The 14,565-nt window shown below is 63.7% G+C and carries 14 protein-coding genes and 1 pseudogene; 10 read left to right on the top strand and 5 right to left on the bottom strand.

Annotated elements, in window-relative coordinates:
• The first annotated feature begins 98 nt into the window (after window positions 1-98).
• A complete protein-coding gene (locus ACYCVF_RS14335; protein WP_459596141.1) occupies window positions 99-752 on the top strand; it encodes a hydrolase in 654 nt (217 codons plus the stop codon).
• Between the two features lie 107 nt (window positions 753-859).
• Here the strand turns inward: ACYCVF_RS14335 and ACYCVF_RS14330 are convergent, their stop codons facing one another.
• Complete coding sequence (locus tag ACYCVF_RS14330; protein WP_459596140.1) at window positions 860-1,357, bottom strand: peptide deformylase; 498 nt, start codon at window positions 1,355-1,357, stop codon at window positions 860-862.
• A 77-nt stretch (window positions 1,358-1,434) separates the two neighbouring features.
• Here ACYCVF_RS14330 and ACYCVF_RS14325 point away from each other — a divergent pair, with 77 nt between their 5' ends.
• Window positions 1,435-2,019 (top strand): TetR/AcrR family transcriptional regulator, encoded by a 585-nt coding sequence (locus ACYCVF_RS14325; protein ID WP_459596139.1) that lies wholly within the window; start codon window positions 1,435-1,437, stop codon window positions 2,017-2,019.
• A gap of 83 nt (window positions 2,020-2,102) precedes the next feature.
• The gene (locus ACYCVF_RS14320; RefSeq protein WP_459596138.1) at window positions 2,103-2,681 is read left to right on the top strand and encodes a DUF308 domain-containing protein; all 579 of its coding nucleotides are present in this window, start codon (window positions 2,103-2,105) and stop codon (window positions 2,679-2,681) included.
• Between the two features lie 16 nt (window positions 2,682-2,697).
• Here ACYCVF_RS14320 and ACYCVF_RS14315 read toward each other — a convergent pair.
• Window positions 2,698-3,157: pseudogene (locus ACYCVF_RS14315) on the bottom strand (cupin domain-containing protein).
• Window positions 3,158-3,226: 69 nt separating this feature from the next.
• On the bottom strand, window positions 3,227-4,144 hold the full coding sequence (locus ACYCVF_RS14310) for a LysR family transcriptional regulator (protein ID WP_459596137.1): 918 nt from the start codon (window positions 4,142-4,144) through the stop codon (window positions 3,227-3,229).
• A gap of 123 nt (window positions 4,145-4,267) precedes the next feature.
• Between ACYCVF_RS14310 and ACYCVF_RS14305 the strand changes: the two genes are divergently transcribed.
• From ACYCVF_RS14305 to ACYCVF_RS14295, 3 genes are all read left to right on the top strand, one after another.
• Window positions 4,268-4,819 (top strand): hypothetical protein, encoded by a 552-nt coding sequence (locus ACYCVF_RS14305; RefSeq protein WP_459596136.1) that lies wholly within the window; start codon window positions 4,268-4,270, stop codon window positions 4,817-4,819.
• A complete protein-coding gene (locus tag ACYCVF_RS14300) occupies window positions 4,816-5,799 on the top strand; it encodes an NAD(P)H-quinone oxidoreductase (protein WP_459596135.1) in 984 nt (327 codons plus the stop codon). Before ACYCVF_RS14305 ends, ACYCVF_RS14300 begins: the two co-directional genes overlap by 4 nt.
• A 246-nt stretch (window positions 5,800-6,045) precedes the next feature.
• A complete protein-coding gene (locus ACYCVF_RS14295) occupies window positions 6,046-7,266 on the top strand; it encodes an MFS transporter (RefSeq protein WP_459596134.1) in 1,221 nt (406 codons plus the stop codon).
• Window positions 7,267-7,326: 60 nt separating this feature from the next.
• Here ACYCVF_RS14295 and ACYCVF_RS14290 read toward each other — a convergent pair whose 3' ends face one another.
• Together ACYCVF_RS14290 and ACYCVF_RS14285 are read right to left on the bottom strand one after the other, a co-directional pair.
• Window positions 7,327-8,982, bottom strand: a complete 1,656-nt coding sequence (locus tag ACYCVF_RS14290; RefSeq protein WP_459596133.1) for a YHYH protein — start codon at window positions 8,980-8,982, stop codon at window positions 7,327-7,329.
• Between the two features lie 288 nt (window positions 8,983-9,270).
• Window positions 9,271-10,149 carry a bifunctional helix-turn-helix transcriptional regulator/GNAT family N-acetyltransferase gene (locus ACYCVF_RS14285; RefSeq protein WP_459596132.1) on the bottom strand — a complete coding sequence of 293 codons (879 nt, stop codon included), beginning with the start codon at window positions 10,147-10,149 and terminating at the stop codon, window positions 9,271-9,273.
• A 215-nt stretch (window positions 10,150-10,364) separates the two neighbouring features.
• Here ACYCVF_RS14285 and ACYCVF_RS14280 point away from each other — a divergent pair, with 215 nt between their 5' ends.
• From ACYCVF_RS14280 to ACYCVF_RS14265, 4 genes are all read left to right on the top strand, one after another.
• Window positions 10,365-12,029 (top strand): acetolactate synthase large subunit, encoded by a 1,665-nt coding sequence (locus ACYCVF_RS14280; RefSeq protein WP_459596131.1) that lies wholly within the window; start codon window positions 10,365-10,367, stop codon window positions 12,027-12,029.
• A 225-nt stretch (window positions 12,030-12,254) separates the two neighbouring features.
• The gene (locus ACYCVF_RS14275) at window positions 12,255-12,602 is read left to right on the top strand and encodes a Lin0512 family protein (protein ID WP_239623194.1); all 348 of its coding nucleotides are present in this window, start codon (window positions 12,255-12,257) and stop codon (window positions 12,600-12,602) included.
• On the top strand, window positions 12,568-13,299 hold the full coding sequence (locus ACYCVF_RS14270) for a GNAT family N-acetyltransferase (RefSeq protein WP_459596130.1): 732 nt from the start codon (window positions 12,568-12,570) through the stop codon (window positions 13,297-13,299). Before ACYCVF_RS14275 ends, ACYCVF_RS14270 begins: the two co-directional genes overlap by 35 nt.
• A 69-nt stretch (window positions 13,300-13,368) precedes the next feature.
• Complete coding sequence (locus ACYCVF_RS14265) at window positions 13,369-14,556, top strand: serine hydrolase domain-containing protein (RefSeq protein WP_459596129.1); 1,188 nt, start codon at window positions 13,369-13,371, stop codon at window positions 14,554-14,556.
• Window positions 14,557-14,565 lie beyond the last annotated feature (9 nt).

The raw sequence follows: 14,565 nt of genomic DNA, 5'->3' as shown, positions 1-14,565 counted from the left end.
CGCATCCGGGAACACCAATCTCGCATCGGGCTACGTCGCTGTTGGCGTACGTCTCCGAAAAACCAGTGCCGCTCACAGCGGTAGTAAAGGATGCAACGATGACTTTTCGTAACGGCCTTGCTTCGCTTCTTCGTCCTGAAGACTCCGTGCTCGTTCTGATCGACCACCAGCCTTACCAGCTTGCGAATGTGAACAGCCACGAACCGCAGATGGTGATCAACAATACGGCCGGTCTGGCCAAGGCCGCCAAAGCTTTCGGCGTCCCCACGATCCTGACCACGGTGATCGCTGAACGGGGTGGTCTCCTTTTTCCTCAGATCACCGACGTTTTCCCCGGCCAGGAAGTGATCGACCGGACGTTCATCAACACCTGGGAGGATCGAAAGGTGGTGGACGCAGTCAAGAAAACTGGCCGCAAGCAGCTCATCATTGCTGGCCTGTGGACCGAAATCTGCGTTGCGATGCCGGCGATTCAAGCTCGCGGCGAAGGCTGGGATGTAACGGTGATCACCGACGCCTCTGGCGCCGTTTCGGTGGAGGCCCACGAGGTCGCAATCCAGCGCATGATCGCGGCGGGCGTGAATATGATGACCTGGCTTGCGCTCGCGGCCGAATGGCAGCGCGACTGGGCTCGGGTCGATCAAGCTGCCGCGCTGACGGAGGTGATCACCCAGCATGCCGGCGGTAGCGGCATCGCGTACCTGTGGGAGCAGCAACTGCTCAACACGCCCGTACCCGCCAAGGCCGGATGATCTGAATGTGTGAGGCGCCAGCGGCTGCGCGAAAGCGAGGGCCGCTGGCGTAGTCCATCCGTCTAGCTTTCGGCGCTAGCGGTAGCGGATTCATTTGGCTGATCCCCTCAATATCTCTGCATCTTCTCGTACTTCTTCACCAGCCGTTCCCGCTTCAGCCGGGACAAGCGTTGGATCCAGAACATGCCGTCGAGCTGGTCGATCTCGTGCTGGTGGCAGACGGCGCGCAAGGCCTCCGACTCTTCGGTTCGTGTATCGCCGTCGAGATCCTGATAGCTGATCCGGACCCGCGCATGGCGCTGCACCTCGTCATTGACGCCCGGCATCGACACGCTGCCTTCGCGATGCAGGATCATCTCGGGCGAGGCCCATGTGATCGCCGGGTTGACGTAGGTCTGCGGGCCGGCCTTGGCATCGAGCTCCAGCACGACGACACGCAAGGGCACGCCGATATGCGGCGCCGTGATGCCGATGCCGGGCGCGGCACGCATCGTGTCGAGCAAATCCTGCGCGAGTTCGCGCAAGCCGGCGTCGAACGCGGTGACGGGGCGGGCAGGGGCCATGAGCCGGCGGTCGGGATAGCGGATGATGGGGCGGATGGTCATGCGAGGCTCCTACCACTCACGGATCATTGAAGCACCCCATTCTTGAGCATCTACCAACTGGAAGGTAGAATGCTCGCATGAGCACCACGTCATCCACGGCCGACGATATTCTCGCCTGCGCCCGCACGCTGATCATTGCGGGCGGCTACAACGGTTTCAGCTATGCCGACATCGCCGAGGTCGTCGGCATCCGCAAGCCGAGCATCCACCATCATTTCGCCAGCAAGGTCGATCTGGTCCGGACCCTCGTGTCGCGCTATCGCGAGGAGGCTGCTGCGGGGCTCGCGGCGCTCGAACGCAACGTTACGGATCCCGGCGAGCAGCTCAGAAGCTATATCGCGTACTGGGAGGCATGTATCAAGGACGCGACGGCTTCGTTCTGCGTGTGTGCGCTCCTGGCAAGCGAGCTTCCGATCTTGCCCGAGGAAGTCGCCATTGAAGTGCGGGCTCATTTCCGCGCGCTGGCCTCGTGGCTGACCTCGGCGATGGAGCGCGGCAAGCGGCAGGGGCGATTGCAACTCGCCAGCACGGCCCGGATCGAGGCTGAAGGGTTCATGGCAACCGTTCACGGCGCGATGCTGTCGTCGCGCGCCTATGGCGATCCCAAGATGTTCGGGACCATCACCCGGCCGCTGCTGGACCGGCTTTCCACCAGACACTGACGAAATCGATACGGGAAAGCCGTCGTGGCGGGGCATGCTTCCGTTTCGCAAGTGATCTACCAACTAGTAGGTAAGGAGAAGAAATGAGAACTCATGAACTGGCGTCGGATACGACCGATCATTCACAATGGCTGAAGCAGTACTATTTCCTGCGGGCGGCGTTTTCCGTTGGCTGGGTCATTGTGGCCTTTGCCATCGCGCCGACATCTGCGGTGATCGCAGCGACGCTGCTCGTTGCCTATCCGGCATGGGACGCTGCGGCCAATTATCTCGACGCGCTCTCGAGCGGCGGGTTGAACCAGAACCGCACGCAAAGCCTCAACGTGGTGGTCAGCCTGGCGACCACCATCGCGGTCATCCTGGCCCTGCAGGTCAGCATGAACTGGGTGCTCGGAATCTTCGGCGCCTGGGCGATCCTGTCCGGATTGCTCCAGCTCGGCACGGCCGTGCGGCGCTGGAAGCTGTTTGGCGCGCAATGGGCCATGGTGCTCAGCGGCGGCCAATCCGCGCTGGCGGGCGGCTTCTTCGTTTTCCAGGCCACGATGCCTGTGGTCCCGTCGATCGCGAACGTCGCGGGCTATGCCGCGGTCGGCGCGCTCTACTTCCTGGTCTCGGCGGTCTGGTTGACCGTCACGGACTGGCGGCGACGTGCGGCCACGTGAAGATTCGCCGGGGACGTCACGCCGGATACGGCGTGCCGTCCCTTGTGCAGGAAGCGGCCGTCGGAGGCCGGGCTCATCATGTCGACATCGGAACAGGTGATGAGGTCCTCTTGCGAGCGCGAGCCGACCTCGAGATAGATCGCCGTCGCATTCGACCTGTTGATCATGTGATGGCCGTTGCCGCTGGCCTTGGGGAAGGCCGCGCAATCGCCCGCGCGCAGCAGGGTTTCACCGTCGTCCTCGATCAACGTCACTTCGCCTTCGAGGATGTAGACGAACTCGTCCTCGTGCGAATGCCAGTGCCGCTGGCTGGACCAGCCGCCCGGCGGCAGGCGCATCAGGTTGACCCCGAAGTCCTTCAGGCCGCCGGCATCGCCGAGCCGCTGCCGGATGCGACCGGCGCAAGGTGCGTCGAAGGGCACCGGATAGCCGGACCCCTTGCGAAGCGGCACGACGGCAATGTCGATCTTTGGCATGGAGGGATCTCCTGTAATTCCAGGCACGGATGACGGGGCGGTTGATCATGACGTAGTCGGCGTCGGCAACTACGCCCACACCGGCGGCGAACCGATTGAATCCCGCAACGCGGCTGTCAGGATCGTCAGTTTGGCAGACGGCTGGGCGAGGGCACGCAACAGATAGACGCCGGCCTTCGTCTCATTCCACCGTTCGTCGTCAAGCGGGATTCGTGTCAATGAACCGGCGCGTAAATCTGTCCCGACGACCCAGTCTGCCAGGAATGCGATGCCGATGCCGGCGAGTGCCGCGAGCCGCATCGCTTCGAAGTCGTCGCATCGAAAAACGGCTTGCGGCCCGGGCGCTGCGCCCGCGGGGTGACCAAGCACGTCCGTCCAGCCCAGCAGGTCGGCGCCGTGCAGTTTGTCGATCAGCCGATGGCCGGTGAGGTCTTTCGCTTCGGTCGGTGTGCCGTGACGATCGAGATAAGCAGGGGTGGCGACCAGTAGTCTGTTCTGCGATGCCAGCTTGGTCGCGATCAGGGTGCTGTCGGCAAGTTCGCCGATCCGGATCACGGCATCGAGCCGCTCCAGCACGGGGTCAGCGAGCCTTTCCGTGAGATCGAGCTCGACCGTGAGGCCGGGATGATCCCGCATGACCGTTTCCAGGGTGGGGATCACGTAGCGCTTGCCAAAGGTCGGAAAGCAGGCAAGGCGAAGAACGCCGGCGACCGCCCCATCGAAAGCGGCGATCTCTGCGTGCGTGTCGGCCAGGTCGTCGAGCAACCGCTGCGCGCGTTCGAACAGTCGTTCTCCGGCGTCGGTCACCGCGAGAGCGCGGGTCGAGCGCACCAGCAGCGGCACGCCGACACTGTGCTCCAGCGCGTCGATCTGCCTGACGATGGCCGAGGGCGTCACACCGCGATGACGCGCGGCGCTGGAGAAACTCCCGCCACGAACCACGTCAACATAGATGGCCAGATGTTCCGCAAACCGCGGGTCTTTCATCTTTGCGCCTTTCGCAAAAGCGTTTCGAGCTCAAGGTTCATTATCATCAACTCTCAAAAGCCGTATCTCGTCTCTCGAAGGCGGGCCTTACCGGCCCAAGCCCTTGAATGAAAAGAGATTATCATGAAGGTTCTCGATCGCCTCCTGTCACAATCGGCCTATACCGCAGTCATTGATGTGCCGCTCGACCGAGTGGACATCGCCGAATGGCTGTTCACGCTCTCCGAAGCCGAATATCTGCGCTGCTGCCCGCCTGATCACATTGCGGCCGGCGTCAGCACCACGGACGGCGGACGCCGCATGATGATCAACGTCGAGCAGATCGGCACCGGGCTGGTCATCCAACACTACGTCGCGGAAGAGGCCGGCAAGACCTACTGCCGCATGAATTCAATCTCGGACGTGTTTACGACAAATGGCCGGACCCAGGTCAACGTGATCTGGGAGCTGAAGGCCGAAGCCATCGATGAAGGGCGAACACGCTACACGAACAGCGTCACGGCACACCCGACCGATGTGTTCATGGCATTCCTGGAAAAGCACGGCATTTCCTTCGAAGACGCCGCCAACGCGCGCCAAGCGGCCGGAAGCGACCACAATCGCCGCGAGACGCCGTTGTTCGCCGCCAGCATCGCGCGGCGCGCCAAGGCCCATACGCAGGAGCAGGCAAAATGAAGGGCGTCGTCTATGACGGCTTCGGTCCCGCGGAGGTTCTCCGCCTGGACGAAGTGCCGAGGCCGGAGGTTCGTCCCCAGGACCTGCTGGTGCGTGTCAAGGCGGCAGGCGTCAACCGCGCGGATATTCTCCAGCGAAACGGCGCCTACGGCAACCAGAGCTTTGGCGAGAGCACCCTGCTTGGCCTCGAACTGGCCGGTGAAGTCGTTGGCGTCGGCGCCGAAGTCGACGACGTCTCGATCGGGCAGCGTGTGATGGCGATCGTCGGCGGGGGCGCGTATGCCGAATTCGCCCGGGTCGACCGTCGCATGGCGATCAACATTCCAGGCAACGTCTCGTTCGTCGAGGCTGCGGCGATCATGGAATCATTCGTTACGGCCGTCGAAGCGGTCTCACATGTTGCCGGCGTCGGGCAAGGTCAAACCGTCCTGGTTCACGGCGCCGCGGGCGGAGTGGGCTCCGCCTGCGTGCAGGTTGCCCATGCGTTGGGCGCCACCGTCTACGCAACGGCGAGCGCTTCGCGGCTGGCGGACGTCGGCAGCATCGGCGCCGCCGCTGTGATCGACTATCGGGCCGACGATTTCGAAAGCGTCGTCGCGAGGCTTACCGATCATCGCGGCGCTGACGCCGTGATCGATTTCGTCGGCGGCGATTACCTGCCGCGCAACCTTCGCAGCCTTCGGCCTGGCGGAACCCTGGTTCAAGTCGGCATTTTGAGTGGCCAGCACGCCCCCTCGATTCCGCTCAACCTGCTGCTCCACAACCATTTGCATTTGGTGGGCACCGTCATGAAATCGCAAGGCCTGGACGCGAAGCGGGCGATGGTCCGTCGTTTCTCCGAAGGCTTCTTGCCGCTGTTTGAGTCGGGTGGGCTGAAACCGTTGGTCGACCGGGTGTTTCCGCTGGAACGCGCCGCCGATGCCCATCGCAGCGTGGAGCGCGGCGGAGGATTTGGAAAGGTTGTCTTGGTGGTGGATTGAGCGCGGGCAGGGGTGGGATGATGGCATTGTGCCGGTGTTTTGCCCGACGAGTCAAACCACGGTCCAGGCATTGCATGTTGCCGGCATCGTAAGTCATTGATCCTGCAGCGGCCGGCTACTGTGCATGGGGTTGTTTTCGCCAGTTCGTTGGCAGCTCGCAAACAGTGCCGCAAAATTTGACGTCAGCTTGTCGACTGCGGCTGTTCCCGTTCGTCTTTCACCCAGACAGACCTGACGGAGACCGAAATGACCTCTTCCAACTATCGCTGGGTGATCGTCGCGGCCGGCGGCCTGCTCGGCTGCGTCGCGGCCGGCGGCATGTTTTCGCTGCCGGTGTTCCTGCAGCCGATCGCGAAGGATACGGGCTGGTCGGTGACCGGCATTTCCAGCGCGATGACGATCGGATTTCTGGCGATGGCCTTCACCAGCATGGCCTGGGGCGCGGCGACGGACAGGTTCGGGCCGCTGCCGGTGGTGCTGACGGGATCGACCGTGCTGACGCTCAGCCTGTTCGCGGCGAGCCACGCGACCTCGCTTCTCGTGTTCCAGGTCGTGTTCGGCCTCCTGGTCGGCGCCTCCTGTGCGGCGATCTTCGCGCCGATGATGGCAACCGTCACCGGCTGGTTCGACACAAATCGCAGCCTCGCGGTGTCGCTGGTCTCCGCGGGCATGGGCATGGCGCCGATGACGATGGCACCGCTCGCGGCCTGGCTCGTCTCCGGCCACGACTGGCGGACCTCGATGCAGATCGTCGCGCTCGTGGTCGGCGCGATCATGATCCCGGTCTCGTTCCTGGTCCGCCGTCCGCCGGCGCTGGTGCATGCCGCGGCCGCACCGGGGGGCGAGGGCGCTGCGCAAGGCGAGATGTCGATGGGCGAGGCGCTGCGCTCGCCGCAATTCGTCATTCTGCTTGCCACGAACTTCTTCTGCTGCGCGACCCATTCCGGCCCGATCATCCATACCGTCAGTTATGCCGTGAGCTGCGGCATCCCGCTGGTCGCGGCGGTGACGATCTACAGCATCGAGGGGTTTGCCGGCCTCGGCGGGCGCATCGCCTTCGGACTGATGGGCGACCGTTTCGGCGCCAAGCGCGTGCTGGTCTCGGGCCTGCTGCTGCAGGCGTTCGGCGCGCTCGCCTATGTCTTCGCGCATCAGCTCACGACGTTCTATGCGGTCGGGGCCGTCTTCGGCTTCATCTATGCCGGCACCATGCCGCTCTACGCCGTGCTCATCCGCGAGAACTTCCCGCTCAAGATGATGGGCACGGTGATCGGCGGCACGGCCATGGCCGGCAGCCTCGGCATGGCGACAGGCCCGCTTGCCGGAGGACTGATCTACGACGCGTTCTCCAGCTACGCCTGGCTCTACATCGCCTCCTGGGCGATGGGCTTGGGTGCCTTCCTGATGGCGATGATGTTTCGGCCATTTCCAAGGCCGCAGGCCGCGGCGGCGCCGGCAACGGCGTGAGCTGTCATTCATTCCGGGCGATGCGCGCAGCATCGCCCCTTCATTGCAGCGAGTCTGCCGTCACTCCCCGGCCAGCACCTTCTGCCAGGTCGGGATCACGGCACCTGGCTGCAGCTTGCCGTCCTCTCCTTTTCCGAGAATGCCGAGGTCGAACACGGGCTTGTACGTTGCCCGGGTCTCGGTGAGATATTTGGCCTTCACCTTGTCATCGAGCGTGGCATTGAAGGGATCGACGACGCCCCGGTACTGGATGCCGATGAAGTAGGGGAAGGCGGCCTTGCTCAGGCGCTTGCGGTCAGAAACCTCGGCGCCGAATGTCGCGACGTAGTGATACACGGCGCGGTTTTGTCCTGGAACAAAGCTCTCGATGCCGTTGTAGAAATCGAGGTCGCCATAGCCGGACACGAATTCATAATCCTCGGCGAAAGAGCCGGTCACGGCGTTGAACAGAAACTTGTCCTTGTCCGCGATCTGATAGCTGACGGGCAGGATCGACTGGCCGATGTCGGCCCCCCACAGTTCGGAGGATTTTAGTAGGTAGTTGCGGACCACGGCGCTCTTGCCGTTCGGGAGCCTGACACTGGCCTCCCAATAGACATAACCCTGACCGTCGCGCTTGAGGTCCTTCTTGTCGCTGAGCGCCTTGATCTCGGCCGCCAGTTTGGCGTCGTCTCCGCTGTACCGCACGGGCCCTTCCGTCGTCTTGTCGGCGTACAGCATGTCCGCCTTGGCCTTCTGGAACAGATTGACGAGGCTCGCGCCGGTGTCGTTGCCGCGATCCCAGTTGCGCACCGACCATTCCGGCATGGAGCTGCGGTGGCCGGTGCCGCCCTTGCCGGCTTCGATCCAGTCGCGCTTCACATAGCTCGACCGCAGCGTCTTGATCCCGGAGGACTTGTCCATGGACGCGTATCCGAGCGGTCCGTAGATCGGGTAGCTGTCGATGGCGAAGCCGACGACCCTGGAATGCGCGCGCAATCCGAGCGCAAAGGGATCCTTGAGCTGTTCGAGCAATTCACGCGACATCTGGTGGTTATGAAAGATGCCGCGGCTCCTCGGGAATTGCGGCAGGTTGCTCGGTGTCGCGTGCGAGATGTCCGAATTGACGATCGTGGCTTCGGCGACGTTCGCGTCGTAGGCCCACGCGCCCTTGTCGTTGTAGGAGAACGTGTCGGTATAGTTGAAGATGCTGACGCCGTTGACGAAGATGCCGATGGCTCCTTTCGAGGCGAACGTATGCAGGGCCACCGTGTCGGGTTTCGGTTCGGCGGAGATCTTGTAGGCGCCATAGATGTTGCCGGGCTTGAAGCCGGCGAACAGCTTCGGCGTTTCCATCGTGTAGTCGGGAATACCGGTGACATAGACCAGGGCGTTGTCGAAATTGCCGGAGACTTCCAGCCCGACGACGTCGGCGGGGATGCGGGAGACGACCTTGCCCCAGACCGCCGTGTCGCTGTTGGCGAAGCACGGCCTCGTCTTGTCGGTGTTGACCCAGAGATTCGAGAGGACGCCCGTCCAGATCGGCTTGGTCTGAAGATCCGCGAATGCCGTCCGTTCGTTGTAGGGCGGACTCAGTCTCTTGACGATCTTGCTGCCGAGGAAGGTCGCGGTCCGACAGGATGTCGTCTTGCCGTTTCCATGGGGCGCGGTGTCGTGGGCGGCGGCCGGCCAGTTGAGTGCTGTGGCACAGATGGTGCCGCATGCCAGCAACGTCATTCCCATCGAAGGTCGGCGGGGGCGGAAGCATGCAGTCATTCAAATTCTCCAGACACGATGCACCTTTTGGCCCGAGGCGTATGACGTCACAGCACCATGAGGCCAGACGGAAGGTAACCGGCTCTGGGCGATGGAAGTCATCATGAGTTCGGAAAGCGCTGTACCCGCCTGATTCGATGCGCATTATGCAATAACGCTGCTGCGCGGGCAGAGGTTTTTGACCGCATGCCGCCGGGCGGCGTAGGCCCGGGCAGTCCGCGATCGCGCGCGTGCGTTGCCGTGGCAGGTCTAGGTCGCCAGCCGCTTTTCGAAGAACAGATCCGGATACGGATCGTCATTGAAGCGGGGGATCTCGCTCCAGCCATTTCGGCGATAGAGCTGGCCTGCTTCCACGAGTGCGCTATTGGTATCGAGCCGCAGCAACTCGACGCCCAACTCGCGCGCCGTGCTTTCGGCGGCGTCCATCAGGCGCCGGCCGAGCCGCAATCCGCGCGCGGCGGGCGCGACCCACAGCCGCTTGATCTCGGCGTAGCCGTGATCGGTGCCCTTCAATCCGACGCAGCCGATCGGCAGCGTATCCGACATCGCGACGATGAACGTGCCGCGCGGCCTTCGCATGTCCTTGGCATCGGGATCGCGCGAGAGCGAGACGTCAAAGCCCTGCCTGAAGCGGCGGCCGAGCTCGTCATAATACTCGCCAAGGCAACAGCGCGCCTCATGGCTCTGCGGGTCGATCTCGTTCAGCGCAACACGCTCGCGCGTGAGCGCCGAGGCGATCAGATCCATCGCCGCCAGCAGCGCGTCGCGTTGCGAATGCTGCGCGAGCAAGCCCTCGGCCTGCGCGTTCGACAGCGCTTCATAGGCCGCGAACTCGCGCCGGCCCGTGCGCGTGAGCTTTGCCACGCGCCGGCGGGCATCATCCTCATGCGCGGCGGTCTCGACCAGCCCTTCCTCTTCGAGGCTGCGGAGCAGCCGGCTCATCAGCCCGGAATCGAGACCGAGATAGTCGCGGATCTCCGCCACGTCGGCGCGGCCGTGCCCGATCGCGTTGAGCACGCGCGCCGCACCCAGCGGGCGGCCGCGTCCGAGGAACGAGCTGTCGAGCGCACCGACGGCAGAGGTGACCGCACGATTGAAGCGGCGAACGCGGGAGACGGCATCAAGCATAATGTCTGACTTTAGTCAGATATATTCCCATGTCAATTGCGACGGGCAGCCGGCAGGACGAGCACGATGCTGGACCCTGGTCGAGGGCTGTCCCCGCGAGAACGGCCCGTCCGTCTCGAAGCCGCCGCGCGCCTCTTTGTGAGTTGTGCCGCAGCTATGGACCGCTACGATCGGTCGTTCTCAGCGTGTGGGACACACAACAATCGGGAGGCGGCATGAGCGCGCAGGACCACAAAATGAAGGGATCGGACCTGTTCGTCGCGGCGCTGGAGAACGAAGGCGTCGATCGTATCTTCGGCGTTCCCGGCGAAGAGAATCTCGATCTGGTCGAATCGCTGCGCTCGTCAAAGATCGAGCTGATCCTGACCCGGCACGAGCAGGCCGCCGCCTTCATGGCCGCAACGCATGGTCGGCTGACCGGCAAACCCGGCGTCTGTCTGTCGACGCTCGGACCCGGTGCGCTCAATCTGTCCACGGGCGCAGCCTATGCGCATCTCGGTGCGATGCCGATGATCCTGATCACCGGCCAGAAGCCGATCATGAGCAGCCGGCAGGCACGCTTCCAGATCGTCGACGTGGTCGCGACCATGAAGCCGCTGACGAAGCTGTCGCGGCAGATCGTCAGCGCTTCCAGCATCCCGACCGTGGTGCGCGACGCCTTTCGCGTGGCGATGGAGGAGCGCCCGGGGCCGGTCCATCTCGAGTTGCCCGAGGACATCGCCGGCGATGAAGTGCCTGATGTCCCCGTGGTTCCGGTCCATCCGATCGAGATTCCGGTCGCCCATCGTGCCGCGCTCGACCGCGCAGCAGACATGATCCTGGCTGCGAAGCGTCCTTTGGTCATGATGGGTGCTGCGACCAGCCGGCCGCGGTCGACCCACGGCATTGCCAGCTTCGTGCGGCGGACCGGCATTCCGTTCTTCACGACGCAGATGGGCAAGGGGACCGTGCCCGGCGGCACCAATCTCTACATGGGCACTGCGGCGCTGTCGGAGCGCGATTACATCCATGACGCGATCGACGCCGCCGATCTGATCGTCGCCATCGGTCATGATCCGGTCGAGAAGCCCCCCTTCATCATGGGCCCCTCGGGGCCGAAGGTCATTCACGTCAGCTACACGCCGGCGAGCGTCGAGCAGGTCTATTTCCCCGATGCCGAGGTCGTCGGCGACGTCGGGCCGAGCCTGGAACTGCTGGCGGATCGGCTCGAAGGCAAGCTGCCGCAGGCCGCGGCGCTGCTCCCGCTGCGCGAGAAGATCCTGAGGCACATCGCCGATCGCGCCACCGAGGCGCGCTGGCCACCGACGCCGCAGCGCATCGTGCACGATATCCGCCAGGTGATCCCGGAAAACGGCATTGTTGCGCTCGACAACGGCATGTACAAGATCTGGTTCGCGCGCAACTACCGAACCCGCGTCGCCAACACGCTGTTGCTCGACAATGCGCTGGCGACGATGGGCGCCGGCCTGCCGTCGGCGATGATGGCGGCCATGCTCTACCCCGACTGCCGCGTGCTTGCCGTCGCCGGCGACGGCGGATTCATGATGAACAGCCAGGAGATGGAGACCGCCGTTCGCCTCAAGCTCAATCTGGTCGTGCTGGTGCTGGAGGACAAGGCATACGGCATGATCCGATGGAAGCAGGCGGTCGATCATTTCGCCGATTACGGCATGACCTTCGGCAATCCCGACTTCGTCCTGTACGCCAAGGCCTATGGCGCCAAGGGGCACCGCATCGAGACGATCGACAGTTTTGTCCCGACGCTGGATGCGGCCTTCAGGGAAGGCGGCGTGCATCTCGTCTCGATCCCGATCGACTATTCGGAGAATGTGCGCGTGCTCGTGGACGAATTGCGGGCGCATGAGAAATCGAAGGCGTAAAGGCTACAGTCTCGTGCCCCGGACGCGGCGCAGCGCCTCTTCGGTGGTGCGCTGCAGAGCCGGGGCCCATGCATCAGCGAGCTCTGTGGCGTCCTGGGTCCCGGCTCTGCACAGCAACGCCAAGAGCGTTGCAACGCGTCCGGGACACGAGGGAGCAACCGTACTTGTGCCGCGCGTCCCGATCGCCGACACTCCCTATCACTCAACCAACCACAGGAATAGAAAATGACCCGCGTTCGTTGTGTCACCGAGATGGGCATGGGCGTCGACGTTCACGGCAGGGACGCCACCAAGGCGGCCAAGCGTGCTGTGTCAGATGCCATCAGGCATTCGAGCCTCGGCTTCTTCCGGATGATCGGCAAGACCGCAAACGACATGTTCGTCGATGTCACGATCGCGGTGCCCAATCCGGAAAGCGTGGACAAGGAAGCCGTTGCCAAGGAGCTGCCTTACGGCACGGTGACCGTGACTGCGGTCAAGGGCGGGCTGGAGATCCCCTCGGCTACGGAAGTGGCCAACGACCCCATCCTCATCGCCAATGCCGCCGTCATCGTCAGCTTCGACAAGGACTAGGCCGGTGCCCGACAGCGATGAGGCGCTGCTGGATCGTCCGATCTGGAGCGCACTGACGACGAGCCAGAAACACCTGGCCGAAGGTGGCACGCGGGCGCTGCGCTACCCCGTGGACATGACGCCCTTTGCCGACATGGTCGACATGTCCGCCGCAAGCTTTGCCGCGCTGGGAGATTTGCTGTCCGGCACTCAGGTCGCCGCGCTGTTCACGCCGGAGCCGGTCGAAATTCCCGCCGGCTTCAAGGTGGTGCTCGCCGAGACCGGTGAGCAGATGATCGGCTCGCCGGCCGACAGCTCGCTTCGTGATGCCGAGATCGTCACATTGGGTGCTGCCGACGTTCCCGCCATGATGGCGCTGACCGAGCTGACGAAGCCCGGTCCGTTCGCGCTGCGCACACATGAGCTCGGCACGTTCCTCGGCATTCGCTCCGGCGGCGAATTGGTTGCGATGACGGGGGAGCGGATGAAGCCGGGAAGGTTCGTCGAGATGACGGCCGTCTGCGTGCATCCAGAATATCGTGGGCGCGGCTATGCACAGGCGCTGCTCGCGGCGGTCGCGCGCCGGATCGAGGCGCGCGGCGAAATTCCGTTCCTGCACGTGTTTTCGAGCAATACGTCCGCGATTGCGCTGTACCAGCGGCAAGGCATGCGAATTCGGCGTCGCCTGCACGTCACAGTGCTGATGAAACAGGGATGAGCTGCGCTGTGGGCTTCATATCCCGCGAATTCGCGCTATATCGATCGCAACCACAATTGGGGGGAATACATGGACGTGAGGACACCTGATTTTTCCGCCGCGCGGACGGCGATGCAGCGCTATGTCGATCAGGAGATCATTCCGGGCGCATCCTGGGCGGTGCTGCGCGGGCGCGAGGTGGTCGACCAGCAATGCGTGGGCTTTGCCGACCGCGAGGCGAACACGACGCTTCGGCCCGACCATATCTTCCGCGCGTTTTCGAACACCAAGATCTTCGTCACCTGCGCGATCATGCTGCTGGTCGAGGAAGGCCGCATCGGACTCGATGATGCGATCGAGAAGTTCCTGCCGCAGCTCGGCAATCGCAAGGTGCTGAAGCAGGACGCGGCAAGTCTTTCGGACGTCGAGCCGGCGAAGAGCTCGATCACGATCCGACAACTCCTGACCCATACCTCCGGTCTCAGTTACGGCATCTTCGACCCTGGCACGGTGCTGTTCAAAGGCTACAACGAAGCGCGCGTGCTCAATCCGCTGACACCGCTCACCGACCTGATCGACAGGCTGGCTGATCTGCCGCTGTCCTATCATCCTGGTACGGCCTGGGAATATTCGGTGGCGACCGACGTGCTCGGCCGTGTCGTGGAGGTCGTCTCCGGCCAGCCGCTCGATGCTTTCCTCAAGGCGCGCATCTTCGGTCCGCTCGGCATGACCGATACCGGCTTTTACGTGCCGGAAGCAGAGCAGGGCAGGCTGGTTGCGCTCTACAATGGCGCTGACGTGCTCGATCCGATGAAGCCCGGCCTCACCCGGGCGGACCATCTGCCTTACCCGCAGGCTTATCGTCGGCCGCTGCCGCGGCTGTCGGGTGGCGGCGGCCTGGTCTCGACCTTACCCGACATGCTGGCGCTGGTCCGCGCGCTTCTGCCCGGTTCGGACACGCTGTTGAAGCCGGAGACGCTGCGGCAGATGATGACGAACCAATTGCCCGAAGGCCAGACCATCCGCTTTGCCAATCTCGGCCCGATCCCCGGCAAGGGTTTTGGTCTCGGCGGCGCCGTCACCTTTGCGCCGACGCCGTTCGATCCCCCGAATTCGACCGGCGAATTCCAGTGGGGCGGCCTTGCCGGCACCCATTGGTGGATTTGTCCTGAGGCCAATACCGCCGGCGTGCTGATGACGCAGCGCTACATGGGCTTCTGGAATCCGTTCTTCTTCGAGTTCAAGCGCCTGGCCTATCAGGCAGTCGGCGCGGGCTGACGCGAAGCG

The organism is Bradyrhizobium cedriense (assembly GCF_054602315.1).
The sequence above is the reverse complement of the archived record's forward strand: the minus strand, read 5'-3'. Positions and strand labels throughout refer to the sequence as shown.

Bases quoted from the DNA above. Each gene is read 5' to 3' on its own strand.
- ACYCVF_RS14275 (WP_239623194.1), top strand. From the start codon at position 12,255: ATGACCCGCGTTCGTTGTGTCACCGAGATGGGCATGGGCGTCGACGTT.
- ACYCVF_RS14300 (WP_459596135.1), top strand. From the start codon at position 4,816: ATGAAGGGCGTCGTCTATGACGGCTTCGGTCCCGCGGAGGTTCTCCGC.
- ACYCVF_RS14320 (WP_459596138.1), top strand. From the start codon at position 2,103: ATGAGAACTCATGAACTGGCGTCGGATACGACCGATCATTCACAATGG.
- ACYCVF_RS14330 (WP_459596140.1), bottom strand. From the start codon at position 1,357: ATGACCATCCGCCCCATCATCCGCTATCCCGACCGCCGGCTCATGGCC.
- ACYCVF_RS14265 (WP_459596129.1), top strand. From the start codon at position 13,369: ATGGACGTGAGGACACCTGATTTTTCCGCCGCGCGGACGGCGATGCAG.
- ACYCVF_RS14325 (WP_459596139.1), top strand. From the start codon at position 1,435: ATGAGCACCACGTCATCCACGGCCGACGATATTCTCGCCTGCGCCCGC.
- ACYCVF_RS14335 (WP_459596141.1), top strand. From the start codon at position 99: ATGACTTTTCGTAACGGCCTTGCTTCGCTTCTTCGTCCTGAAGACTCC.
- ACYCVF_RS14295 (WP_459596134.1), top strand. From the start codon at position 6,046: ATGACCTCTTCCAACTATCGCTGGGTGATCGTCGCGGCCGGCGGCCTG.
- ACYCVF_RS14280 (WP_459596131.1), top strand. From the start codon at position 10,365: ATGAGCGCGCAGGACCACAAAATGAAGGGATCGGACCTGTTCGTCGCG.
- ACYCVF_RS14305 (WP_459596136.1), top strand. From the start codon at position 4,268: ATGAAGGTTCTCGATCGCCTCCTGTCACAATCGGCCTATACCGCAGTC.
- ACYCVF_RS14310 (WP_459596137.1), bottom strand. From the start codon at position 4,144: ATGAAAGACCCGCGGTTTGCGGAACATCTGGCCATCTATGTTGACGTG.
- ACYCVF_RS14285 (WP_459596132.1), bottom strand. From the start codon at position 10,149: ATGCTTGATGCCGTCTCCCGCGTTCGCCGCTTCAATCGTGCGGTCACC.
- ACYCVF_RS14270 (WP_459596130.1), top strand. From the start codon at position 12,568: ATGCCGCCGTCATCGTCAGCTTCGACAAGGACTAGGCCGGTGCCCGAC.
- ACYCVF_RS14290 (WP_459596133.1), bottom strand. From the start codon at position 8,982: ATGACGTTGCTGGCATGCGGCACCATCTGTGCCACAGCACTCAACTGG.